This window comes from Aeromonas popoffii, from assembly GCF_037818705.1.
Classification (GTDB): domain Bacteria; phylum Pseudomonadota; class Gammaproteobacteria; order Enterobacterales; family Aeromonadaceae; genus Aeromonas; species Aeromonas popoffii.
On sequence record NZ_CP149129.1, the window covers coordinates 2,070,166 to 2,094,898 of the forward strand.

Genomic DNA, 24,733 nt, shown 5'->3' on the forward strand with positions numbered 1-24,733 from the left:
CATCATGCTTGCGTCATCCCCCTGTCATGGGATGAGGCCAAGCTACCCCTGTCGCATTTAACAGACGGCGATGTGTAGCCATCAAACAGGAGCACCTTATGACTAGCTGGGTAATGTGGGAGATCTGGTGGAGCCGGGTATGGGGCGAACATCAACCAGCATCGCTGACAGAGGAGTATGAGGACGAAGTGGCCCATGAGCCATCACGACTGCCAGCCGAATTGATCGCGCAGGGCAAGGCCACGCACTCGCCTCGGCCAAGGGGGTGAGGCCCTGCTCGTCGGCAGGGTTTGTGGTGGCCGGCGAAGAGGGCGTTGTGAGCGCGGTTGACTTGTCGGGGCGATCAGAACAGCCGCAGTTGTTCGCCCGGGCGAATGAAGCCGTCCCGCCGCAGTTGAAGATGGCGCTGGCCCAAGCCCAAGCGCTTGCTGATGAGCCGAAAGCGCTGGGCGAGCAAGTCGGCAAACTGGCCTTCACCGCGCATGCGGGCGCCAAAGGCGGGGCTGTTGAGTCCGCCATCCCGACTGGCCCGTAACTGGTTCAGGATGGCCTCCTTCTGGCCGGGGTAATGCTCATCCAGCCAGTCGCTGAACAGGGTGGTCAGCTCGTGGGGCAATCGCAGCAGTATGTAATCGGCGCAGTGGGCACCGGCCTCGGCCGCCGCCTTGATGATCTGTTCCAGCTCAGGCTCGTTGAGGCGCGGGATCATGGGCGCGGCCAGCACGCCGACCGGTACCCCGGCCTGTGCCAGCTTCTCGATCACCTTGAGCCGACCCGTGCCTGTGCTCGCCCTGGGTTCCAGCTGTCGCCGCAGGGTTTCATTTAATGTCGTCACCGACACCATCACCTGGCAGAGCCCCTCCCGGCCCAGCGCGGCCAGCAGATCGAGGTCGCGCAATATCATGGCGCTCTTGGTGATGATGCCGACCGGATGGCGATGGGCCAGCATCACTTCCAGCAATTGGCGGGTGAGGCGATAGTGATGCTCGATGGGCTGGTAAGGATCCGTGTTGGACCCCAGCACGATAGTGTCCGGCTGGTAGCCGGGTCTGGCGAACTCCTGACGCAACAGCTCGGCGGCGTTGAGCTTGGCAAACAGTCTGGTCTCGAAGTCGAGGCCGGGGGAGAGCTCCAGGTAGGCATGACTGGGTCTGGCATAGCAGTAGATGCAGCCATGTTCGCACCCCTGATAGGGGTTGATGGAGCGACCAAAGGGCACATCCGGTGAGCGGTTGTAGCTGATGATGCTGCGGGCGGTTATCTCCTTCACCTCGGTGCGGGGATCACTGGCGGAAAATGCCGCTTCCCACTCGGTTTGGGCCCAGCCGTCATCGACCGTGTCGACCCGCTGGCCGCTGAAGCGGTGATCAACATTGTGGAAACTGCCTCGTCCTGCCATCACATCATGCCAACACTGTTTATATATACAGTTATCTTGCAAGTGAGCGCATCGAAATACAAGCCCCTGTTTAGTAATCGTTGCCTGAAACGGCATGGCAAATGGATCTCTTGCTTGATCCCGTCGCTACATTTCGTTTACATAGACAAAGTGCGAACTGGATCACGGAAATCATCATGAAACCCATTGTCTCCCGCTGGCTGTTTATCGGTGTGCTTGGCCTGGTCATCTGGCGGCTGATCCCGCTCTCCACCGAGCAGGCGCTGGCATCGGCCAACCGGGCCTGGCGTAGCGGCCAGTTCGAGACGGCGACAAAGATTTGGCAACCGCTGGCCGAGCAGGGGCTCCCTCGTGCACAGGCGCTGATGGGGTGGAGCCACGAAGTGGGGCAGGGCACAGATCAGGACATGGATCTGGCCATCAGCCTCTATCGCCAGTCGGCGCAGGCGGGCGATGCCTTTGGCCAATACCGGCTGGCGGAGGTCTATCTGCGCGGCGCCGGGGTGAAACGGGATCTGCGGCAGGCATTTCACTGGATGGAGCTGGCGGCCCGCAACGGTGACGTGCCCGCCATGCTCAAAGTTGGCGTGCTGCACCTGATGGGGGTGAGTGGTCGGGTCGATCTGCCTCAAGCCAAGCAGTGGCTCTATCAGGCCTCGCAAAAGGGTAACAAGCTTGCATTGAAGGTGTTGGAGGAGCTCGCATTGGCCGAGGAGGGGAGCAGTACCTTCGATTTCAACTGGCAACCCCTGCTTGGTGGCTAACTGGCAAGCGCCTCATTTGGCTGTAGAAAATCTCATCAAACCCGATACACCCCCGACTACTTCTGGTAGCATGGTTCGGTTTTTGGTTTGCCTTGTGCCGTTAAGCAAGCTGTTTGCGGTGCTGGGCGCCTCTGCAAAGTGCTGTAGAGAGCCAGAACATCACCCTTTTTGAATGATTTTTCCATCCCGCATGTGCCCTTTGGTAGGGGGCACCACTGTATAAGGAAACACACAATGCCAATCATTACTCTGCCTGACGGCAGCCAACGTCAATTTGCTCACTCCGTTTCCGTCATGGACGTGGCCGCGGACATAGGTCCGGGTCTTGCCAAGGCGTGCATTGCCGGTCGGGTAAACGGTGAACTGGTGGATGCCTGCGAGCTGATCGAAGCCGATGCTTCCCTGGCCATCATCACCGCCAAAGACGAAGAAGGTCTGGACATACTGCGCCACTCCTGTGCTCACCTGCTGGGTCATGCCATCAAGCAACTTTGGCCCCAGACCAAGATGGCCATTGGTCCCGTCATCGATAACGGTTTCTACTACGACGTTGATCTGGATCGCACCCTGACCGACGACGATCTGGCTGCCCTGGAAGAGCGCATGCTGGCGCTGGCCGCCAAGGATTACGACGTCATCAAGAAGAGAGTCTCCTGGCAGGAAGCACGCGACGTGTTCGACGCCCGTGGCGAGTCTTACAAGGTCGAGATCCTGGATCAGAATATTGCCCGTGATGATCAGCCCGGTCTCTATCATCACGAAGAGTACGTCGACATGTGTCGCGGCCCGCACGTGCCCAACATGCGTCACTGCCACCACTTCAAGTTGCAGAAGATGTCTGGCGCCTACTGGCGTGGCGATTCCAACAACAAGATGCTGCAGCGCATCTACGGTACGGCCTGGGCTGACAAGAAGCAGCTCAAAGGCTACCTGCAGCGTCTGGAAGAGGCGTCCAAGCGCGACCACCGCAAGATAGGCAAGCAGCTCGACCTGTATCACATGCAGGAAGAAGCGCCTGGCATGGTGTTCTGGCACAACGATGGCTGGACCATCTTCCGTGAGCTGGAAACCTTCATCCGTGGCAAGCTCAAAGAGTACGACTATCAGGAAGTGAAGGGTCCCTTCATGATGGACAGGGTGCTGTGGGAGCGTTCAGGTCACTGGGAGAAGTATGCCCAGGCCATGTTCACCACCCAGTCCGAAAACCGCGAATACGCCATCAAGCCGATGAACTGCCCGGGTCATGTGCAGATCTTCAACCAGGGTCTGAAGTCTTACCGTGATCTGCCGCTGCGCATGGCCGAGTTCGGCTCCTGCCACCGCAACGAGCCGTCCGGTTCCCTGCACGGTCTGATGCGGGTGCGTGGTTTTACCCAGGATGACGCTCACATCTTCTGTACCGAAGAGCAGATCATGGAAGAGGTGTCCGCCTGTATCCGTATGGTCTATGACGTCTACGGCACCTTTGGCTTTGAAAATATCGTGGTCAAGCTCTCGACTCGTCCCGAGCAGCGTATTGGCTCCGATGAAGCCTGGGATCGCGCAGAGGCCGCCTTGGCCGAAGCTCTGGTGCTGAACGGCCTGAAGTACGATTTGCAGCCGGGTGAGGGCGCCTTCTACGGTCCCAAGATCGAATTTACCCTGCATGATTGCCTTGATCGTGCTTGGCAGTGTGGTACCGTGCAGCTCGACTTTGCCCTGCCTGGACGTCTGGGTGCCACTTATGTGGGTGAAGACAACGAACGCCACGTACCGGTGATGATCCACCGGGCCATTCTGGGTTCACTCGAGCGTTTCATCGGTATTCTGACCGAAGAGTACGCCGGACTGTTCCCGACTTGGTTGGCTCCGACTCAGGCTGTGGTCATGAATATCACAGATAATCAGGCCGATTATGCGGTAAAAGTAGCCAAAGCATTGAATGATGCGGGTCTTCGCGCAAAAGCGGACTTGAGAAATGAGAAGATTGGCTTTAAAATCCGCGAGCATACTTTGAAGCGAGTACCTTTCATGCTGGTCTGCGGCGATAAAGAAGTTGAAGCCGGTAAGATTGCAGTACGGACTCGTAAAGGGGCTGACCTGGGCACTTATCCTGTTGAAGAGCTAGTGGCTCTGTTGACCCAGGAAGTTCAGACCCGCGGACAAAAGAAAGTGGAGGAATAAGCTATAAAAGGCGGAAAAAAACTGGGCAAGCAACCGCAAGCCCGCGCTCACCGGATCAATACCGAGATTCGTCTGAAAGAAGTTCGTCTCACTGGTATTGACGGAGAGCCTTTGGGTGTCGTCGAGATCCATGATGCACTGAACTTGGCCCTTGAGGCTGGAGTAGATCTGGTCGAGATCAGCCCTAACGCTGAACCGCCCGTTTGCCGGATCATGGATTACGGCAAATTCCTCTACGAAAAGAGCAAAACAACCAAAGAACAGAAGAAAAAGCAGAAAGTCGTCCAGGTCAAGGAAATCAAATTCCGTCCTGGCACTGACGAAGGCGACTATCAGGTAAAACTACGCAACCTGGTTCGCTTTCTGGAAGACGGGGACAAGGCTAAGGTCACCCTGCGCTTCCGTGGTCGTGAAATGGCCCACCAGGATCTTGGTATCAAGGTTCTGGAGCGCGTCAAAAACGATCTGGAAGAGTTGGCCGTAGTAGAGTCGTTCCCGAAAGTCGAAGGCCGTCAAGCAGTGATGGTCCTCGCACCTAAGAAGAAATCTTAAGGCCCACAAGAAATTGACTCATGGGTTCGCCCATGAGTCAGTTCGCCTTGCGATTTTGTTGTCACTCACAATGCGGAGTATGAAATGCCGAAGATGAAAACCAACCGGGGTGCTGCAAAGCGCTTCAAGAAGACTGGCTCGGGTCGCTTCAAGTGCAAGCACAACCACCTGCGTCACATCCTGACCAAGAAGAGCAGTAAGCGTAAGCGCAAGCTGGGGCCGAAGTTCATGGTTTCTGCTGCCGACCACAAACGTGTTGTCGCTTGTCTGCCGTACGCATAAGGGGGATGTGAAAAATGCCAAGAGTTAAACGTGGTGTGACTGCTCGCGCTCGTCACAAGAAAGTAATGAAAGCCGCCAAAGGTTACTACGGCGCCCGTTCCCGAGTTTACCGCGTAGCGGTACAAGCGGTAACCAAAGCTGGTCAGTATGCCTATCGTGACCGTCGCCAGAAAAAGCGTCAGTTCCGTCAGCTGTGGATTGCGCGTATCAACGCTGCAGCCCGTCAGAATGGTCTGTCCTACAGCCGTCTGATCAACGGTCTGAAGAAGGCTTCTATCGAGATCGATCGCAAGATCCTGTCCGATATCGCCGTTCACGACAAGTTGGCTTTCACCGCCCTGGTTGAAAAGGCTAAAGCAGCGCTGGTTTAATCCGGTCCTGTTATGAAAGATAAAAGGAGGCTTCGGCCTCCTTTTTTGTTGCTCGTCTTTTGCTGCCCGTCATTCTTCTATCCTGTTGTTGTGCTCACCCAGTGCGCTTCATCCCTGCAACAAGTCCCTTCATATGCCAACAAACTAGTGTTCTTTCCCCATATTTAATGCAAGTAGGGGGCAGGATAGGCTGCTTACCCGATAACAAAATGATTTCTAGGGAGAAAAGCCCACCATAACTATGGTCAGCCAAGGGGCTTTTTTTGTATTATTCTCCTCTTGACCTTATTTAGCCTAACAGGCTCCTGTTTCGGGAGTGGTGACGAGGAAGACATGCAACAGCTTGAAGAAGTAGTCGGCCAGGCCAAGGCCGAGATTGAGGGCGTCAATGACGTTGCGACCCTTGACGAGATCCGGGTCAAATATCTGGGTAAAAAGGGCTTTTTTACCGAGCAGATGAAGACATTGGGCACCTTGTCCGTCGAAGAGCGTCCCGCTGCGGGTGCCGTGATCAACCAGGCCAAGCAGCAGGTTCAGGATGCGTTGAACGAGCGTCGTGAGACCCTCGAAGTGGCTGTTCTGAACCAGAAGCTGGCAGCCGAGACCATCGACATCAGCCTGCCGGGCCGTCGTATCGAGAACGGTGGTCTGCACCCAGTGACTCGCACTGTCGAGCGCATCGAACGCCTGTTTGGCGAGATGGGTTTCAAAGTGGAGTGCGGTCCCGAGATTGAAGATGGCTTCCACAACTTCGATGCGCTGAACATTCCGGCTCACCACCCGGCGCGTACCGATCACGATACCTTCTACTTCAATCCCGATCTGATGCTGCGTACCCACACCTCCGGTGTGCAGATCCGCACCATGCAGCAGCAACAGCCGCCGATCCGCATCATCGCGCCGGGCCGCGTCTATCGTAATGACTACGACATGACTCACACCCCGATGTTCCATCAGGTTGAAGGCCTGCTGGTTGACGAGCATGCCAGCTTTACCGAGCTGAAGGGCATTCTGCACGACTTCCTGCGCAACTACTTCGAGGAAGACTTGACCATTCGCTTCCGTCCTTCCTATTTTCCGTTCACCGAGCCGAGCGCTGAAGTGGACGTGATGGGCAAGAACGGTAAGTGGCTGGAAGTGCTGGGCTGCGGCATGGTGCACCCGAACGTACTGCGTTCGGTCGGTATTGATCCGGAAAAATACTCCGGCTTTGCCTTCGGCATGGGCGTTGAGCGCCTGACCATGCTGCGTTACGGGGTCAACGACCTGCGTGCCTTCTTCGAAAACGATCTGCGCTTCCTCAAGCAGTTCAAGTAAGGGCGAGAGAACATGAAATTCAGTAAATCCTGGGTGATGGAGTGGGTCCGCACCGAGTTGAGTGACAATGCACTGGCTGAGCAGATCACCATGGCCGGTCTGGAAGTGGACGCCGTGGAAGCGGTGGCTGGCCAGTTCAACAATGTGGTCGTGGGTGAGGTGGTTGAGTGTGCCCAGCATCCGGACGCCGACAAGCTGCGGGTGACCAAGGTCAACGTGGGCGAGGCCGAGTTGCTGGATATCGTCTGCGGCGCGCCGAACTGCCGCGCTGGCCTGAAAGTGTGCGTGGCCAAAGTAGGGGCGACCCTGCCGGGTGATTTCACCATCAAGAAAGCCAAGCTGCGTGGCCAGCCGTCTCACGGCATGCTCTGCTCTTTCAGTGAGCTGGGTATCGACGTCGAAGCTGATGGCATCATCGAGCTGCCGGCCGATGCACCCATTGGCACCGATATTCGCGACTACCTCGATCTTAATGATGTGGCGATCGACGTGGACCTGACCCCGAACCGTGCCGATTGCCTCGGCATCGCGGGGCTCGCCCGCGAGATCGGCGTGCTCAACAGCGTGGACGTGGTCGAGCCGACCTGGACGCCAGCTGCTGCCACCTGTGATGCGACCTTCCCGATCCGGGTTGAGGCACCGACCGATTGCCCCCGTTATCTGGGTCGCGTCATCAAGGGGCTGAACCTGCAGGCCCAGAGCCCGCTCTGGATGCAAGAGAAGCTTCGCCGTGGCGGTATTCGCTCCATCGACGCCATCGTCGATATCACCAATTACCTGCTGCTGGAATACGGTCAGCCGATGCACGCCTTCGATCTGGCTCGGCTTGACGGGGAACTGGTGGTGCGTCGCGCCCACGCTGACGAGCCGATGACCCTGCTCGATGGCAATGAAGTGAAGCTCAAAGAGACCACCCTGGTGATTGCCGATGCCAAAGGCCCTGCCTGCATGGCCGGTATCTTCGGCGGTAATCGCACTGGCGTCTCTGAGACCACCACCGACATCCTGCTGGAGTGCGCTTTCTTTGCGCCGCTCTCCATCACAGGTCGTGCTCGTGCCTATGGTCTGCACACCGACTCTTCCCATCGCTTCGAGCGCGGTGTTGATCCCGAGCTGCAAGCCAAGGTGATGGATCGTGCCACCCGCCTGTTGCTGGATATCTGCGGCGGCGAAGCGGGCCCGGTCATCGAGGTCAAATCCGATGCCCATCTACCGAAAGCGGCCCCTATCCGCTTGCGTCGCACCAAGCTCGACAAAGTGATCGGTATCAGCGTGGCTGATGCTCAGGTGGTCGAGATCCTGACCCGCCTCGGCATGCAGGTGACGGTTGATGCTGACGGCTGGACTGCGCTGGCACCCTCCTGGCGTTTCGATATCGCCATCGAGGAAGACCTCATCGAGGAAGTGGCCCGCATCTACGGCTACAACAACATCCCGAACCTCAAACCTGCCGCCTCTCTGGCGATGGTTGAGCAGGCAGAAGGGCAGGTGACCTTGAAGCGCGTGCGTGACCTGCTGGTTGATCGCGGTTTCCAGGAAGCGATCACCTACAGCTTCGTCGATCCCAAGACCCAGCAAACCCTGTTCCCGCAGAGTGATGCTATCGTGCTGCCGAACCCGATTTCGGTCGAGATGTCCGCCATGCGCGTCTCTCTGTTCCCTGGTCTGGTACAGGCGGTGGTCTACAACCAGAACCGCCAGCAGCCGCGCGTGCGCCTGTTCGAGCAGGGTCTGCGTTTCATCCAGGATGAAAGCGCCGAGAATGGCATCCGTCAGGAGCCGATGCTGGCCGGTATCATCATTGGCAACCAGAGTGATGAACACTGGGACATCAAGAGCCGTGGTGCCGACTTCTTTGATTTGAAAGGAGACTTGGAAGCGATACTGGATCTCACCGCCGAAGGGGCCACCTTTAGCTTCGAGCGTACCGAGCACAGCGCCCTGCATCCGGGCCAGAGCGCAGCCATCTTGCGTAATGGCGAGGTCATCGGCCATATCGGCGTGATCCACCCGAGCCTCGAGAAGAAGCTGGGTCTCAAGAGCCGCGCCGTCATGTTTGAACTGGAGCTGGACAAGCTGACGCCTGCCAAGGTGCCGGTTGCAACCGAGGTCTCTCGCTTCCCTGCCAACCGTCGCGATATCGCAGTGGTGGTCGACGTTGCGGTTCTGGCTGGCGATGTCCTTGCAGTAATTAAAAAAGTTGGCGGAAATCAGGTAGTTGGAATAAACTTGTTTGACGTATACCAGGGTGCTGGTATGGCAGAGGACAAGAAGAGCCTGGCCATCAGTCTTGTATTGCAAGACACCCAGCGCACCCTGGAGGAGAAAGAGATTGCCGAGACCGTAGACAATGTCGTGCGGGCCCTTGGTGAAGAGTTGAATGCATCCTTGAGGGATTGATCTATGGCGCTTACCAAAGCCGACATTGCAGAGCACCTGTTCACCCAGCTGGGGATGAGCAAGCGTGAAGCCAAAGATATGGTGGAAGCCTTCTTTGAGGAAATCAGACAGGCGCTAGAGCGTGGTGAACAAGTCAAGATTTCAGGCTTCGGTAACTTTGACCTTCGTGAGAAGAATCAGCGTCCCGGACGCAACCCCAAAACGGGCGAGGATATTCCTATCAGCGCTCGTCGTGTGGTGACCTTCCGGCCTGGCCAGAAGCTCAAGGCCAGGGTAGAAAATGTTGAACCCAACGAGTGATAAAAAGCCAGGCAACCGCCTGGCTTTTACTTTTTCATGATAAAAAACCACCTTTTACTCACACTGCTGCTGGCAATGCCGGTGCAGGCTATGACCTTGCCTCTGTCGCCGGCCACCCAGGCCTATACCGACGCACTCAAGCCGCTGACCATCTGCTATCCGGCCCTGATCCTGCCACCCTATCTCGAAGAGTCGGGGGGCTTGCTGATCGATCAGCTGGAGCGGCTGGCCGAGCAGCTGCCGGTGCCATTGCTGCACGAAAAATTGCCAAACTGGTCCGCCGTGCAGCAGGGGCTGCTAGCGGGACGCTGTGATCTCATCCCGTATGTCGGCTCTTCACTGCAGGTATTGCCTGGCATGGCCCTGAGCCGCGCCCTGCTGGAGGCGGAATCCGCCATTGTCTATCGCGGTGAGCTGGAACGCGGCACCTTTCTGGTGTCGCCCGTCAGGCAGGCAAGCGAGGTGCTCAAGTCGCTCTATCCCCATGCAACCCAGTTGGCCCTGACCGATGTTGACAACTGGCATGCGGCGTTGGTGGCAGGCAAGGGGACTGCCTATCTCGGTGACTACCTGCAACTGCGTTACCTGATGCGCGAATACCCGGATGAGGGATTGCGGTTGCGCCGGCTGCGCAACGATGAGCTGGTGATCAGCTATCGCCTTATGATGCGGGACAAACCGGAGCTCAGGGAGCTAGTCGACACGGCGATCCGCTACATGCCCCCCGGTAGCCTCTACAAGGATCTGGGTCGCTATTTAGAACAGGGAGAGCAGGACATCAACCCACTGTACTTCACCGATGAAGAACAGGCCTTGCTGGTCGGCACCTCCCGTACCATCAAGCTGGTGGTGGATCCTGCGTTTATGCCTTATAGCGGCATCGACGAGCAGGGGCAGCTAACGGGCTGGAGCGCCGATGTGCTGCGCCGGATTAGCCTGCAGACCGGACTGAACTTTCATGTGGTGCCAGCCCGGGACAAGGAGGAGGCACTGGTCAAGCTGCGCAGTGGCGAGGCGGATATGATGGCGGGCCTGCTGGAGACCCCGGCCCTGACCCGCGAGTTCGACTTTACCCGCATCATGGTCGTGAGTCGTTACGCTCTGGTCAGCCGCAAGTCCCAGTCGTTCGAACGACTGGAAGCACTCAAGGGGGCGGTGGTGGTGCCTGCCAGCCTCTATGATCCCGACATGCTGGCACATTTTGGCCAACATGAGTGGCGCAAGAGCGAGACGATTGAGTCTGGCATTGCGAAGGTGCGGGCAGGCAAAGCCGATGCCATGCTGGCCGAGCTGTACCAGCTGCAATATCCGCTGCGCAACAACCAGTTGGATGGCCTGGACATCAAGGAGTTGCCGATCCGCTTCGGGCTTGGCTTTGCCATAGCCTCCCGCAGCCCCAAACTGGTTGGGGTGATGGAGCAGAGCCTGATGACCCTCACCGGCAGGCAGAATGATCAACTCAACCAGCGCTGGCAGCGGCTGGTGCTGACCCCGCAGGCGGGGGTCAGTTACGGTATCTGGCTGGGCTCCATATTACTGGCGCTACTGATCAGCACCAGCATCATCTGGCTGATCTGGCGCTCCCGCCAGCAGCTGGCGCGGGAGGTGAATCAGCGCCACGAGATGGAACAGATCTTGGCGCTGGAGAGCCAGTTCAGGGAGTCCCTGTTCCAGGCGCTGCCGGCCCCCGTCTTCCTGCGGAACAATCAGGGTGAGATCATCAAGCGCAACAAGCAGGCCAAACGGCTGGAGGCCCGTTATCTGACCGAACTCAGCCTGCCATCGCCCCAGTTACAGGGGACGGAAGGAACCTTGTCCCTCGGGGATCAGGTGTTCTCCTACGCCCAGATCCCGCTGCAGCTGGGCAAGCCGACACAGGCAGGGGATCTGATCGCACTGTCCGATATCAGCGCTCTGCGCGAGCGCACCCGTTTGCTGCATCAGGCCGAGCGTCGCCTGCGTGCCCTCACCAATACAGTGCCCGGGGTCGTCATTCAGTTCATTCTGCAGCAGGGCGGCATAACGCAGGTCGAGTTCATCAGCCGCGGCAGTTACGAGCTGCTGGGGTTGGCCAGCCAGCAGATCCGCCGCGATCCCGACAGCGTACTCAGCCGGTTGCTGCATCAGGACAGGCGCGAGATGCGGATGCCTATGCTGGCCATGCTGCAGGCAGGGCAACCCTTCTCCTATGCGCTGCGTTATGCCCATCCGGGCAAAGGAACGCGGTGGTTGCAGTTCTATGGTCGGGGTCGCAGCCAGCCGGAAGGGGGGTGGCGCGTTTACGGCGTGGTGCAGGATGTGACCGCCAGAATCGAGCAGGAGCATGCCCTGCAAGCCTCCCACGAGCGGGCCGAGCAAGCTGTGTTGGCCAAGGGACGCTTTCTCGCGGCGGTGAGCCATGAGATCCGTACCCCCATGAATGCCATTCTGGGGCTGCTGGAGTGGCTCGATCAAACCCCCTTATCGGCAGAGCAGCGCTCTGCGCTCTCCCATGTGAGACAAGCGGGGGACGAGCTGCTCGGCTTGCTCAACGATGTGCTCGATTTCAGTCGCAACGAGAACCGGCAGCTGGCGCTCTCTCCCCAGCCGACCGATCTGGTGGACTTGTGTGAGCATATAGCGGCGGTGCACTGGTCCAAGGCCCGCTCCAAACGGTTGCAACTGCGACTGGATATCGATCATCACTTGCCGGCACAGGTTGAGCTGGATCCCCATAGGGTGCAGCAGGTGCTGCATAATCTGCTCGCCAACGCCATCAAGTTCAGCCCTGCCGGTGAGGTGGTGCTGTGGGCCCGGCGTGAAGAGAACTGCCTGCTGTGTGGGGTGGATGATGAGGGGCCCGGCATCAGCGACGATCTGCTGCCTCGCCTGTTCCTACCCTTCGAGCAGGGAGGAGAGGAGGGCCAGCCCAGAGCTCAGGGCACCGGACTGGGGCTGGCCATCAGCCATCAGCTGATGGAGCAGATGGGCGGCGAGATCCGGGTCGAGCCGCGTCCCCTCGGGGGCAGCCGTTTCACCTGCACCTTGCCGTTGGTGTTGTTGCACGAGGCGCCGCGCTGGCAACCGAAAGTGGCCTGCGTCAATATCCAGTTGAACGATACGGAGCGTGCTTATCTCTTGCCCTGGCTTGGCGAGCTCGGCCTGAGCGAGGATCCCACCGGTCCCCTGTTGCGCGCCGCCGACGATGATCAGGGACTGCGTTACTGGGACTGGCAGGGCGAACCCTGGGTACCCGGCGCTGTGGTCAGCTTGTTGCAGCCCAGGCTGGTGTCCTCTGCTCAAGAGGAGATGAGTCTGCCGGGACAGGGGATGCGGGTGCTGCTGGTCGAAGATCACGAGGTGAATCGGGTGTTGATCAGCATGCAGCTGACCCAGCTGGGGGCCCAGGTACTGAGTGCGGCCAATGGCCAGCTGGCGCTCGACATTTTGCAGCACGAGACGGTGGATCTGGTGCTGACCGATCTGCAGATGCCAGTGATGGATGGTGCCCAGCTGTGTCAGCAGTTGCGTGACTCGGTGCGCTGGCAGCATCTGCCAGCCTACGTGATCACCGCCGATCTCAGCGAGCAGGCGGCCCAGCGATTGGCCAGTTGCGGTTGCCGGGGACATCTGGACAAGCCCCTGCTACTCAAGGATTTGGCCAACTTGCTGCGCAGCCTGCCGACGTCAGGTGACACAGTCCCGCCCCCGCTCAAGGCATCAGACGAGGATCTGGCGCCGGAATGGCCGGCACAGGCGCTGCCGCTGATGAGCGCTGAACTTGTCACCCTCTATCTGGAGGCCACTCGCCAAGATCTGGCCGACATTGATCACTACATCACACAAGGGGATGAGATGGCGCTCGATGCAGCTTTACACAAGGTGAAGGGGGCCGCCAAAATGGTCGGGGCCACCCCGCTGATCCAGGTGATCGAGCAGTGGAAACAAGACCCACGGCAACCCCTGATATCCCCACTGCGGCGCGCTCTGGATGAGGTCTGCCGGCGATTAGGTGAGAGAGTCTGACATGATCATCACAGATGAAGAGTTATTGGCGTTACTGGATTCGGAAGGAACACAAGAGCGTTTCTTCTATCCCGTGACCATCTATGCGCTGGATGGGATTGCCTATCGAGCGGCCCAGGCGGCCAGTCTGCCCGAGTTTGCGACCCTGCGCCGCACCAGGCCAGACGCCTGCTGGCACTGGGAGGGGGTGTTTGCCGCCGGTGCCATCGCCCTGTTTGACCCAGCCTCGCACGCTGGCGCCGACTACCTGCCGCAACTGGTGGCGCAGGGTGAGGGCATCTATCGGCTCTCGGATGACTGGCTAGCGGGCGTGCATGACCGTTATCAGCAGTGGCGGCAGTGGTTGGCCGGGACACAGATCTTGTTGCTGGAGGATCACCCGTTTCAGGGTGCTCACATTCAGCAAGAGATCCAGGGGTTGGGACTCTCCTGTCAATGGGTGCAGGATGGCAATGCCTGTATCCAGGTGCTGGCGGAGGGGAAGGTCACACTGCTCATCAGCGATCTCAGTCTGGTGGAGCAGGATGCCATCAGCCTGTTGATGAGCCAGCCCCAGTACCGGCAAAGCGGCCTGCCTATTATCTTGCTGTCTGCGCATGACCAGACCCTGATCGACGGTGCCCGGCGCCTGTTGCATGACGCCGGTTTCAACGTGGTGGCGGCGCTGGCCAAGCCCCTGTTGACCGACGATCTGCTGCGCTTGCTCAAAGTGCTTTACCTGGGGCCGCAGCGGCAACAGCGGCTCAGTGGCCAGCGCCGCACCATTCGTACCTGGCAGGGGGCGGAGAAGGGGCTGCTGGGGCTTATCTCGGATCCCCCCTCCAAGTTGCCTGTCTGGTTGGCGGTGACCGGCTTGCCACCACACTGGGAGCTGGTGCGGGAGTGGTTGGGCAAGCAGGGGCGAGACGCCAGTGAGCTGACGCTGGTCATTCACCGCCGTGACCACCTGCTCAGTCAGGCGGAGCGGTTTGCCCTGGTGCTACAGGCGAGTCTGGCCGGGGCCAGGCTCGCCTTGCTGCTTGACAATGATCAGCATATGCCGTTCGATCTGCTGGAACGTATGCCCCTGCAGCATCTGCTGCTGGGACAGAGCCTGCTGCCCGGGCTGGAGGCCATGACGCCGGACTCCCTGCTCGGGCGTTTCATCAACCGCGCTAGGGAGCTCGGCATCGCCCTCTATCTGGATGACCCCTTCAACCTGCTCGATAACGAGCTGTGGCGCGATCGCGGCATGACAGGGCGCTGGTAACCCGTGCCCCGCTACTTGTGTTGGCCTCCCGATAAAGCGCGCTTGCGCCACAGCCTGGCTGGCTGGCTGCATCCCACCTCGCGGGCATCCTTGCCCCTGATGATGGAAGTGGGGGGCATCCCCTGCCGGTTGCAAGAGCTGGCGGGGGCCGATCCCGAGTGTATCAAGGCGGCTTATGAAGCACTGAGCGAGCAGAGCATTTACTTGCGCTTCATGCGGGCCAAACAGCCCCCCACCGCCGATCAGCTCGCTTTTTTTCTCGATTATCCCAGAGCGCCCCAGATAGGCTTGTTGCTCACCGATGGTCTGGGGCGGCCGCTGGCCCAGGCCCAGTCCATCCGGCGGCGGCTGCACCCGGATCGAGCCGAGTTCTCCTGCCTGGTGGCGGATCACTTCCAGCACAGGGGGGCGGGCAGGCGCATCTTGTTGGCACTGGCGCTGCTGGCGCGCGCCGAAGGCATTCGTGAATGGACGGCAGAGGTGCTGGCCCAGAATCGCCCCATGCTGGCACTCCTGCGTGGGCTGGGGCTGCCGCTCACCCTGGTGACGGGGCGGGAGCTGGTGTTTGTTCGGCTTGATTTGAGCGTGCTTGATACCCTGTGACGCGGGTATCCTCATAAGACCAAGGGCGAATAGGCCTGTTTTTCACCCTGTGCTAAGGTCAGCCTTGTATGCGGTTAGAGGAAAATCATCATGGTGCAGTCAGCTAAACACATCGTCATCCTTACCGGCGCCGGGATCTCTGCTGAATCCGGCATCAAGACCTTCCGTGCCTGCGATGGTTTGTGGGAAGAGCACAGGGTGGAGGATGTGGCGACCCCGGAAGGGTACGCGCGGGATCCCACCCTGGTACAAGGCTTCTACAACGCGCGCCGCCATCAGTTGCAACAGCCGCAGATCCACCCCAACCCGGCCCACTATGCGCTGGCTCGCCTCGAGCGCCTGCTGCCGGGCACAGTCACCCTGGTGACCCAGAATATCGACAACCTGCACGAGAGTGCGGGTAGCACTAACCTCATCCACATGCACGGGGAGCTGCTCAAGGCCCGTTGTCCCGAGTCGGGCCAGGTGATCGAGTGGCGTGGCGATCTGCATCAGGATGAGCTCTGCTCCTGCTGCCAGTTTCCTCAGCCATTGCGCCCGCACGTGGTCTGGTTTGGCGAAATGCCGCTGGGGCTGGATCGCATCTACGGCGCGTTGGCCCAGTGCGATCTCTTCATTTCCATCGGCACCTCGGGGGCTGTCTATCCCGCCGCCGGTTTCGTGCATGAGGCCGGGCTGAATGGTGCCCATACCATAGAGCTCAATCTGGAGCCGAGTGAGGTGGGCAGCCAGTTTGACGAGAAGCGCTACGGACCGGCGTCCTTGCTGGTACCCGCCTTCGTTGACGAGCTGCTGCAACATTGTGGTGTGCATCAACCCAAGCAGATCGACGGTCACAACTGGATGGAGATGCGCGGTTCCTGAGCTACTGTGTCATGCCACCGCTGCAATGACCTGGTGAAATCGCCACACTGGCAACCCAAACGTGGGACTTTTTTGGCACAAATAGTCATATAACCTGCTGCTGGAACCGTTGTTGTACGCTTGGCACCGGGTGCGCAGTGAGCTGCAGGCCTTATTGGCTGCGATAAAAAGGGCGAATCAGGGGTTAATGCCAGTAAATTAAGCATTTTTGTGACTAAATATTCGAAATTTCGAATAACAGAAGCGGTACCATGGTTAAAGTGTCAATGTGGCTGACACCTTTGCCCTGACTGGCATCCAATAAAAAGAGGGAGGCATCATGCCTCCCTCACTCTTTAGCCTTATACCTCGTGGGTTGGTAATCAAACTCTCTTAACTGCCTTGCGTTAGACCCAGGGGAGACCTTTTGCATGCTGTGTTTAGAAAATCAGGGGGCGGGGAAGGGGGCGCAGGATTGTCTGATCACCAGGTCAGGATCGACAGTGATCAGGTGATTGTCCACCCTCACCCCGTTGATCCGCGCTAGCAGCCGGGTGACGGCGAGGCGTCCCAGATCCTCTTTGGGCTGATTGATGGTAGTGAGCGGTGGCGAGAGGTATTGCGCCAGCGCCACGTTGTCATAGCCGACGATGGAGATATCCTGCGGTATGTTCAATCCCGCCTGATGGGCGGCGCTGATGGCTCCCATGGCCATCATGTCGTTGAAGATGAAGAGGGCGCTCGGCCGTTTGGGCTGGGCCAGCAGCCGCTGCATGGCACTGAAACCACTGGCGCAATCAAAGTCCCCTTCCTGGATCCACTCCTGATTGACCGTGAGACCCGCCTCCTGCAACGCCTGTTCAAAACCTGCCTGCCGCTGGTTGGCGGGGGCGCGGCTGTGGGGGCCCGTAATGCAGCCGATGTCGGTATGGCCCAGTTCAATCAGATGGCGGGTGGCCAGATAGCCGCCGCGATGGGAGTTGTCGGCGATAAGATCCACGTCCTTGCTCTCCATGCCCCAGTCCATCACCACCACCGGCAGGTTCTTGAGCCAGTCGAGCTGGTTGAACACCTCTTGCTGCCCCTCGCTGCACATGATCAGCAGGCCGTCGACCCGCTTGCGCAGCATCATTTTGAGGTAGGAAAGCGCCGTCTCGGCCTGACCTTCGGTGTTGCCCAGCATCAGGTTGTAGCCCTGTTCGAAGCAGTAGCGCTCCACCCCGCGCACTACCTCGGCGAAGAAGGGGTTGCTGGAGGTGGTGACCAGCATGCCGATGCTGTTGGTCTCTTTCACCTTGAGGCTGCGGGCCACCAGGCTGGGGGCGTAGTTGAGATCGCGCATGGCGGCAAAGACCCGCTCCCGGGTCTCCTCTGCCACGAAGCGGGTTTCGTTGATGACGTGGGAGACGGTGGTGGTAGAGACACCGGCCAGCGCCGCCACCTCCTTGATGTTGGCCATCAGTGCCCCTGCGCAGTCTGGGCAAGCAGGAAGGCGTCGACTTCACCCTTCTCCGGGATCGAGCTCTGGGCCCCGAAGCGGGTCACGGAGAGGGCTGCCGCACCATGGGCAAAGAGCACAGCTGCCTTGAAATCGACTCCGGCCAGCTCGGCAGCCAGCAGGGCGCCGTTGAAGGTATCGCCCGCAGCTGTGGTGTCTACCGCTTCGACCCGAAAACCCGGGATGAGCTGTTGCTGTTGCTCGTTGCTGCAATAGACCCCTTGCGATCCCAGGGTGATCATCACATCGCTTATTCCCATCTGGTGGAAGCGGGCAGCCGCCTCGCGGGCGCTGGCCTCGTCGCACACCTTGACGCCGGTCAGCAGCTCGGCTTCGGTCTGATTGGGGGTGATGAGATCCACCAGCGCCAGCAGGTCGCCCGAGAGCGGGCGGGCGGGCGCCGGGTTGAGCACTACCCGGGTGCCGTGGGCGCGGGCCAGACGGGCCGCTTCGAATACGCTCTCGAGCGGCACTTCCAGTTGCAACAGCAGGGTATGAGCATCGGCAATCAGGACTTCGTGGCGCTTCACTATGGCAGGGGAGAGGGCACCGTTGGCCTCGGCGGAGATGCCTATGCTGTTCTCCCCCTCATCGCTCACATAGATGATGGCGATACCGGTGGGCAGGGTGTCGTCGAGCTCAACGGCACTGACGTTGATGCCATCCTGGGCAAAACCAGCTTTCATCTGGTGGCCGATGGCGTCATCACCGATACGGGCGATAAAGGAGACGGGAGCGCCGAGCCGCGCGGCGGCGACCGCCTGATTGGCCCCCTTGCCACCGGGGACAACCTGATAGCTGTGACCGGTCAGGGTTTCACCCGGACGGGGAAAGTGGGGTACGCGCAGCACATGGTCTGCATTGACACTGCCCAGAACGACGAGACGATTCATGTTGATTACTCCTGATGCATCTTGGCTTGAACACTTGGTAGGGTGAATCCAAGCCGGGAGGCACCGCGATTGAAAGGAAAAAGGGGAGGCGAACCTCCCCCGTCACCTTACTTGCTGACCACTTGCAGCGGTACCGGGATGGATTTTTCTACCGGTTGACCCTTGAGCACCTTGTCGGCGGTCTCGACGCCAATAGCACCGATCAGGGCTGGTTGCTGGGCCACGGTGGCGGCCAGTTTACCTCTGGCCACGGCGGCCTTGCCATCGTCAGTGCCGTCGAAGCCGACGATCATCACCTCTTTACCGGCGGCTTGCACGGCGCGGATGGCACCCAATGCCATTTCGTCGTTTTGGGCGAACACGGCCTGTACGGTCGGGTGGGCCGCCAGCAGGTTTTCCATCACGTTCAGACCCTTGGTGCGGTCAAAGTCGGCAGGTTGGGAAGCCAGCACTTGCAGCTTGTTGGCGGCCACGGCCAGGGCGAAACCTTCGCCACGATCACGGGCGGCGGAGGTACCGGCGATCCCCTCGAGTTGAATGACCTTGGCACCGGCACCCAGTTTCTGGGTGATGAAGTCGCCAGCCAGCTTGCCGCCGGCTACGTTGTCGGAGGCAATGTGGGCCTTGACCTCACCCTGCGCCGCGCCACGGTCCAGGGTCAGCACCGGAATGTTGGCCTTGTTGGCCAGGCGGATGGCGTTGCCCACAGCCTCGGAGTCGGTCGGGTTGATCAGGATGGCATTGACCTTGCGCACGGTGAGATCTTCCATGTTGGAGAGCTCCTTGGCCGGATCATTCTGGGAGTCCAGTACTACCAGTTGGTAGCCAAGCTCCTTGGCCTTGGCTTCAGCCCCCTCTTTCATGGTGACGAAGAAGGGGTTGTTAAGGGTGGAAACTACCATGGCCAGGGTGTGATCGGCGGCCTGGGCTGTGCCCAGCACGGACATGATGGCGGCAGCGAGCAGGGTATTGAGCTTTTTCATCATTTCATTCCTTGTGTGTGCTTACTTGCTTTTGTTATCGATCATCACGGCGAGCAAAATCACGCTGGCCTTGGCGATCATCTGGTAATAGGACGAGACGTCGAGCAGGTTGAGGGCGTTGTTAAGGAAGCCGATGATGAGTGCCCCGATCAGGGTTCCCATGATGCGACCCTTGCCACCCATCAGACTGGTGCCACCCAGCACCACGGCGGCGATGGCATCCAGCTCGTAACCCATGCCTGCAGTCGGCTGGGCCGAGGAGAGGCGGGAGGTAACGATGAGCCCGGCCAGTGCCGACAACATACCGCACAAACCATACACCGCCAGTTTCACCCTGGCCACATTGATGCCGGAGAGGCGGGTGGCCGATTCGTTGCCGCCCAGGGCGTAGATGTAACGGCCGAGGCGAGTGTGGTTGAGCATGAACCAGGCTAGCAGGAAGACGATGGCCATCAGCCAGATGGGCACTGGCAGACCGAACAGGTAACCGGTACCGAGCCAGGCGAAGTGATCGGCACCCTCACTGAAGCCGGTGGAGATGGGGCGCCCTTCGGTATAGACCATGGTCACGCCGCGCAGGGCGGTCATGGTGACCAGTGTGGCGATGAAAGCTTGCACCTTGCCTTTGGCAATGATGAGGCCGCTGACGCCGCCCAGCAGGGCTCCTGCTCCCAGAGTGAGGGGCACCACCAGCGCGATGGGCAGCTCCATGGCGACCATGGTGGCTGCCAGCGCGCCGCACAGGGCCAGCACAGATCCGACCGAGAGATCGATACCGGCGGTGAGGATGACCAGCGTCATGCCAACCGCCATGATGGCATTGACCGAGGTCTGGCGTAGTATGTTGAGCAGGTTGTCGGCGGTGAAGAAGTTGGGGCTTAAGGCCGAGACCACACCGATCAGCACCAGCAGGGCGATCAGGGATTTGTTCTCGATCCACCAGGCCTTGCTCATGATGCCGCGGCGGGAAAGGGGTTGGGTTGTCATTGGGATGCCTCTTGCTCTGCTTGCCACTGTTTACCGACTGCCGCCGCCATCAGTTTCTCCTGATTGGCGTCACGGGTGTTGAACTCTGCGCTGATGCGCCCTTCGTGCATCACCATGATGCGATCGCTCATGCCGAGCACTTCCGGCATTTCGGAGGAGACCAGGATGATGCTCATCCCCTCCTTCTTGAACTGGTTGATGAGCTGATAGATCTCCTTCTTGGCACCCACGTCGACGCCGCGGGTCGGCTCGTCCAGGATCAACACCTTGGGCCGGGTCAGCAGCCCCTTGGCGATAGCGACCTTCTGCTGGTTGCCGCCGGAGAGCAGTTTTATCAGCTGATCCTGACTCGGGGTCTTGATATTGAACAGGCGCACATAGTCGCTCACCGCCTGGCGTTCGGCCTTGCCGTCAATCTTGCCGTGGCTAATGAACTCGCCAAGGGCACAGAGACTCATGTTTTCGCGCACCGAGAGCTCCAGCACCAGCCCGTCGCCCTTGCGATCTTCGGAGATATAGGCGATGCCCGCAGCCAGCCCATCGGCCGGGCTGCGTGGTACCAGGGCGTGACCGTCAACTTCCACTTCACCGGCGCTGATGGGGCTGGCACCGTAGATGAGCTTCATCAGCTCGGTGCGCCCTGACCCCATCAGGCCGCTAAAGCCCAGAATTTCCCTCTGATGCAGGGAGAAGCTCACCCCGCGCACACCGGGACCGGCCAGTGCTTTCACTTGCAGGCTGACGGGGCCAAGCTCGCGCGCAAGGCGCGGATACTGCTCTTCCAGCCGCCGACCCACCATCATCTCGATGATCTTGTCTTCATCGAGATCGCTTACCGCCTTCTCGCCGATCCACTTGCCGTCGCGCAGCACGGTGACCCGATCGCAGATCTGGAAGATCTCTTTGAGGCGGTGGGAGATGTAGACGATGCCGCAACCCTGCTGGCGCAGCTCGCGGATCACCACAAACAGCTGCTCGGTTTCGGTGTCGGTCAGCGCATCGGTCGGTTCATCCATGATGATGACGCTGGCATCGAACGACAGTGCCTTGGCGATTTCCACCATCTGCTGTTCGCCAATCGACAGATCCCCAAGCCTTGTATCCGGCCCGTGCTTGACGCCGAGTCGGCCCAGCAGGCTGCTGGCGCGCTCGCGCAACTGCGGGTGATCGATGTTGCCAAAACGGGTACGGGGTTCGCGGCCGAGGAAGATGTTGGCGGCAATCGACAGTTCCGGCAGCAGGTTCAGCTCCTGGTGGATGATGCTGATCCCCTGATCCTGGGAGTCGCGGGGGCCCTTGAAATGGACCGGCTGGCCACGATAACTGACGCTGCCCGCATCGGCCTGATAGATGCCGGTCAGCACCTTCATCAGGGTGGATTTGCCAGCGCCATTTTCGCCGAGCAGGGCCATCACTTGACCGGGATAGACCCGCAGACCCGCTTCGTCGAGGGCGCGCACACCGGGGAAGGTCTTGACGATCCCGGTGAGCTCCAGAATGGGAGAAAGGGGCGAGGAGGAGGTTGTGCTCATTTGCAGCTTCCTTGACGAGGCTTAAAACGCCACACCGGCGCAGAGAATAATATTAGCGTAGGGGGTGACCTCGCCGCTGCGCACGATCGCCTTGCTCTGACGGGAGCGGGTCTTGAACGCCTCGTGCAGGCAGTATTCGATGGTGATGGGCTTGCCTTGGGCAGCGGCGTGCGCCTCTATCTGCTCGACCAGTGCCTGATGGGCGGCGGGGCTGATCTGCTTGATCTCGCTCGCCATGATCACCTTCTCCACCACCAGATCGGTGAGCAGGGCGGTCAGCACGGTTGCAAGGCTGGGGGTGCCCGCCATCAGCGCCAGATCGATCCGCTCAGGGCCTGCCGGAATGGGCAAGCCTGCATCGCAGACCGTGATCTCGTCGGTGTGGCCCAGCTTTGCCACCAGTGCGCTCAGGGGAGCATTGAGCAATACGCCTCGTTTCATACAGCACCTCGGCAGACTCGCGTCCGCATATCTGATGTTCATCCAGGCAACCGGTTACGCAACCGGTTGCGTCATGTGAAAAAGATAGGCCCTAAGGCGCGATCGATCCACTGTGAGAGGGTAGAAATGTGAAAACGATCTCAATGCAGAGGATAGGGAAGGGGAAAAGGGTGCCAGACAGAGCACTTGCACCCACAGGTCGCGGGATCAGAGGGCTTGCTGCACACCGGGGCGTGCCCGCATCTGTTGATAGTGGGTCGCCCCCTTGGGGAACTCGCCGATGGCCACGCCATCGCGCATGTGTTTGCGGCACCTTCTAGCATCCAACGCTCATCGCCGCGGCGGGCCAAGGCAGAGAGGTCACCCCCACGACTGCACCAGACGGCTGATGCAGATGGGAAGCATCATACTGGCGTGGTGATCAGATCCGGACGGAAGCTGTGCAGACTGCGATGGTGGCCCCTTATGAAATCAAAGACTTTTTGGCCAGCAGATAAGGGGAAAAACGGCTACGCATGCCGGGTCAAATCGCTATAATGTGCTCCCTGAATAGTGATTTCTCTGATGTTGGATAGTCAATTGAGTAATAAAATGCGGATCGGTGGTTCCCTCGAACAGTCCCTGAGTCAGGGATATCGTCTCGACCTCAAGGGGGTATTGCAGGAGAGTTGGCAACAGACGCGGCGCACCGGTTTCGGCCTGCTGCTGGCCATCGTCGGTGTCACAGCCATCTGGATATTGCTGAGCAATACCCTGCTGGCCCCCCACCTCAATCAGGAGGGGGGAATGGACATAGCCCTGGTGCTGAGCCTGCTTATCACCATCATGATGTCGCCCATGACCTCGTCCCTCGACATGCTGGGATTGCAGCAGTCGGTCGGTGTGCGTGCCCGCCCGAGCCAGGTTTTCGATTTCTTTCGCCACTTCCTGCGTCTCGGCAGCCTGAGTCTGCTCGGCAGTATGCTCACCAGCCTGTTTGGCCCCCTGTTTGAACTGGTGGGCCTGCCGGTGGTGCTGGCCTTCATCCCGTCTGCGTTGATCGGCATGGGATTGGTATTCTCGGTTCCGCTGGTGCTGGAGCGCGGCCTGTCGCCGGTGCAGGCCATTCTGGTGTCGCTCAAGCTGTTTGCCCGCGGCTGGCCCAGCATAGTGTTGCTGCACGGTGCCATGCTGGTACTGTTTTTCCTGGCGCTGATCCCCATGGGATTGGGCCTTATCTGGGTGGCCCCCCTCTACTTCAACTGCAAGGGGATCCTCTATCGGGATCTGTGCGGGGTCGCGGTCGAAGTGACGGAAGTGAGCGAAGGCCCCGATCATTTCAATGCCTAGCGAGTCTGAGGCCAGACGATGGCAAAGGCATATTTCAGCGCATCATGAGTGCGCAATGCAAAAGGATGGCATATGAAGAGGACTCGACTTGGCGCGGCGGCAGGCTTGTTGCTGTTGCCCACCCTGGGGTTGGCGCAGCCTTCACTGGATCTGCAGTACAGCACCTTCTACAGCCAGATGAAGACCTTCGCCAAGGGGGAGTTTGGTCACGCCAGGCTGGGCTTTTACCTGACCGATCAGCAAAATGGCCAGCACTGCCTGCTCACTTCGGCTCGGGTCTTTACCCTGGATCGGGACGTGGCCGCCGAGGTGACGGTAGACAGCGAGCTGCGGCTGCCCTACGACGACGATCTCAATCTGGACAAGGCGACCGTGGTGGTGGGGTTGACCGACGAACACACGGCCTGCGATCTGTCAGTGCAAGTGATGGCCGATGTGCAGCCCGTGTCAGGCAGCCAGTGGGATCTCAAGGTAGCTGAGGTGGTCAGGCGTCAGCAGGATATGCAAGCCCTGTTGAGTAAGCTGGCTGGCATGGTCGGCAAGTATTTCCTGCCCGAGATGGCGGGCGTGCGGGTGACTCTGATACAGCCGACTGGCACCGCCTATCTCGTCGACGGTGCCCGCCAGCAACCGCTCTCCTGGCAAGGGGGGCAGCTGCTGCTCAGCAACGCGCAACTGGCGGATTTCGCCGCGGGCACGCTGCAACTGCAGGGTGACATACTGCGCTTGACCCCCTGGCTGCACAAGGAGTGAGCCAGCCGCTTGCCTGTGAGATAAAAAAAGGAGCGCCAGGCGCTCCTTTTTTGTTGCTGCGGGCGTGTG

At 59.6% G+C, this 24,733-nt stretch carries 22 protein-coding genes; 15 read left to right on the plus strand and 7 right to left on the minus strand.

Features of this window, described 5'->3' with window-relative positions:
* The first annotated feature begins 98 nt into the window (after positions 1 to 98).
* On the plus strand, positions 99 to 269 hold the full coding sequence (locus WJM78_RS09495) for a hypothetical protein (RefSeq protein ID WP_167335265.1): 171 nt from the start codon (positions 99 to 101) through the stop codon (positions 267 to 269).
* Between the two features lie 74 nt (positions 270 to 343).
* Here the strand turns inward: WJM78_RS09495 and WJM78_RS09500 are convergent, their stop codons facing one another.
* A complete protein-coding gene (locus WJM78_RS09500) occupies positions 344 to 1,399 on the minus strand; it encodes a PA0069 family radical SAM protein (protein WP_339015327.1) in 1,056 nt (351 codons plus the stop codon).
* Between the two features lie 176 nt (positions 1,400 to 1,575).
* Between WJM78_RS09500 and WJM78_RS09505 the strand changes: the two genes are divergently transcribed.
* The 12 genes from WJM78_RS09505 to cobB all read left to right on the plus strand — a co-directional run bounded on the left by WJM78_RS09505 (position 1,576) and on the right by cobB (position 16,269).
* Positions 1,576 to 2,163: a tetratricopeptide repeat protein gene (locus WJM78_RS09505; protein WP_339015329.1), complete on the plus strand. Its 588-nt coding sequence runs from the start codon at positions 1,576 to 1,578 to the stop codon at positions 2,161 to 2,163.
* A gap of 234 nt (positions 2,164 to 2,397) precedes the next feature.
* Positions 2,398 to 4,326 (plus strand): threonine--tRNA ligase, encoded by a 1,929-nt coding sequence (thrS, locus tag WJM78_RS09510; RefSeq protein WP_339015331.1) that lies wholly within the window; start codon positions 2,398 to 2,400, stop codon positions 4,324 to 4,326.
* Between the two features lie 21 nt (positions 4,327 to 4,347).
* Positions 4,348 to 4,878: a translation initiation factor IF-3 gene (gene infC / locus WJM78_RS09515; protein ID WP_155603220.1), complete on the plus strand. Its 531-nt coding sequence runs from the start codon at positions 4,348 to 4,350 to the stop codon at positions 4,876 to 4,878.
* Positions 4,879 to 4,962: 84 nt separating this feature from the next.
* Positions 4,963 to 5,160, plus strand: coding sequence for a 50S ribosomal protein L35 (gene rpmI / locus WJM78_RS09520; RefSeq protein WP_005315535.1), 198 nt, complete (start codon positions 4,963 to 4,965; stop codon positions 5,158 to 5,160).
* Positions 5,161 to 5,174: 14 nt separating this feature from the next.
* Complete coding sequence (gene rplT / locus WJM78_RS09525; RefSeq protein ID WP_005300683.1) at positions 5,175 to 5,531, plus strand: 50S ribosomal protein L20; 357 nt, start codon at positions 5,175 to 5,177, stop codon at positions 5,529 to 5,531.
* Between the two features lie 333 nt (positions 5,532 to 5,864).
* Positions 5,865 to 6,848: a phenylalanine--tRNA ligase subunit alpha gene (gene pheS, locus WJM78_RS09530; RefSeq protein ID WP_339015334.1), complete on the plus strand. Its 984-nt coding sequence runs from the start codon at positions 5,865 to 5,867 to the stop codon at positions 6,846 to 6,848.
* Positions 6,849 to 6,860: 12 nt separating this feature from the next.
* Positions 6,861 to 9,248, plus strand: coding sequence for a phenylalanine--tRNA ligase subunit beta (gene pheT / locus WJM78_RS09535; RefSeq protein WP_339015336.1), 2,388 nt, complete (start codon positions 6,861 to 6,863; stop codon positions 9,246 to 9,248).
* Positions 9,249 to 9,251: 3 nt separating this feature from the next.
* The gene (gene ihfA / locus WJM78_RS09540) at positions 9,252 to 9,548 is read left to right on the plus strand and encodes an integration host factor subunit alpha (RefSeq protein WP_005300715.1); all 297 of its coding nucleotides are present in this window, start codon (positions 9,252 to 9,254) and stop codon (positions 9,546 to 9,548) included.
* 36 nt (positions 9,549 to 9,584) lie between these two features.
* The gene (locus tag WJM78_RS09545; protein WP_339015338.1) at positions 9,585 to 13,553 is read left to right on the plus strand and encodes an ATP-binding protein; all 3,969 of its coding nucleotides are present in this window, start codon (positions 9,585 to 9,587) and stop codon (positions 13,551 to 13,553) included.
* Between the two features lies 1 nt (position 13,554).
* Positions 13,555 to 14,802 (plus strand): response regulator, encoded by a 1,248-nt coding sequence (locus WJM78_RS09550; protein ID WP_339015340.1) that lies wholly within the window; start codon positions 13,555 to 13,557, stop codon positions 14,800 to 14,802.
* Positions 14,803 to 14,805: 3 nt separating this feature from the next.
* A complete protein-coding gene (locus WJM78_RS09555) occupies positions 14,806 to 15,405 on the plus strand; it encodes a GNAT family N-acetyltransferase (RefSeq protein WP_287146651.1) in 600 nt (199 codons plus the stop codon).
* A 90-nt stretch (positions 15,406 to 15,495) separates the two neighbouring features.
* On the plus strand, positions 15,496 to 16,269 hold the full coding sequence (gene cobB, locus WJM78_RS09560) for a Sir2 family NAD+-dependent deacetylase (protein WP_339015343.1): 774 nt from the start codon (positions 15,496 to 15,498) through the stop codon (positions 16,267 to 16,269).
* A 427-nt stretch (positions 16,270 to 16,696) separates the two neighbouring features.
* Here cobB and WJM78_RS09565 read toward each other — a convergent pair whose 3' ends face one another.
* From WJM78_RS09565 to rbsD, 6 genes are all read right to left on the minus strand, one after another.
* Positions 16,697 to 17,707 (minus strand): substrate-binding domain-containing protein, encoded by a 1,011-nt coding sequence (locus tag WJM78_RS09565; RefSeq protein WP_339015345.1) that lies wholly within the window; start codon positions 17,705 to 17,707, stop codon positions 16,697 to 16,699.
* Entirely contained in the window at positions 17,707 to 18,639 is a 933-nt protein-coding gene (gene rbsK, locus WJM78_RS09570; RefSeq protein WP_339015347.1) for a ribokinase, read from the minus strand. The genes WJM78_RS09565 and rbsK overlap by 1 nt, the downstream gene beginning before the upstream one ends.
* 107 nt (positions 18,640 to 18,746) lie before the next feature.
* Positions 18,747 to 19,622: a ribose ABC transporter substrate-binding protein RbsB gene (gene rbsB / locus WJM78_RS09575; RefSeq protein WP_042037830.1), complete on the minus strand. Its 876-nt coding sequence runs from the start codon at positions 19,620 to 19,622 to the stop codon at positions 18,747 to 18,749.
* A gap of 21 nt (positions 19,623 to 19,643) precedes the next feature.
* The gene (gene rbsC, locus WJM78_RS09580) at positions 19,644 to 20,609 is read right to left on the minus strand and encodes a ribose ABC transporter permease (RefSeq protein ID WP_339015349.1); all 966 of its coding nucleotides are present in this window, start codon (positions 20,607 to 20,609) and stop codon (positions 19,644 to 19,646) included.
* Positions 20,606 to 22,141 carry a ribose ABC transporter ATP-binding protein RbsA gene (rbsA, locus tag WJM78_RS09585; protein WP_339015351.1) on the minus strand — a complete coding sequence of 512 codons (1,536 nt, stop codon included), beginning with the start codon at positions 22,139 to 22,141 and terminating at the stop codon, positions 20,606 to 20,608. The genes rbsC and rbsA overlap by 4 nt, the downstream gene beginning before the upstream one ends.
* Positions 22,142 to 22,162: 21 nt before the next feature.
* Positions 22,163 to 22,582, minus strand: a complete 420-nt coding sequence (rbsD, locus tag WJM78_RS09590; protein WP_042037825.1) for a D-ribose pyranase — start codon at positions 22,580 to 22,582, stop codon at positions 22,163 to 22,165.
* A 591-nt stretch (positions 22,583 to 23,173) separates the two neighbouring features.
* Between rbsD and WJM78_RS09600 the strand changes: the two genes are divergently transcribed.
* Positions 23,174 to 23,911 (plus strand): hypothetical protein, encoded by a 738-nt coding sequence (locus tag WJM78_RS09600; protein ID WP_212513234.1) that lies wholly within the window; start codon positions 23,174 to 23,176, stop codon positions 23,909 to 23,911.
* 72 nt (positions 23,912 to 23,983) lie between these two features.
* The gene (locus WJM78_RS09605) at positions 23,984 to 24,664 is read left to right on the plus strand and encodes a DUF2987 domain-containing protein (RefSeq protein WP_339015353.1); all 681 of its coding nucleotides are present in this window, start codon (positions 23,984 to 23,986) and stop codon (positions 24,662 to 24,664) included.
* Positions 24,665 to 24,733: the final 69 nt, after the last annotated feature.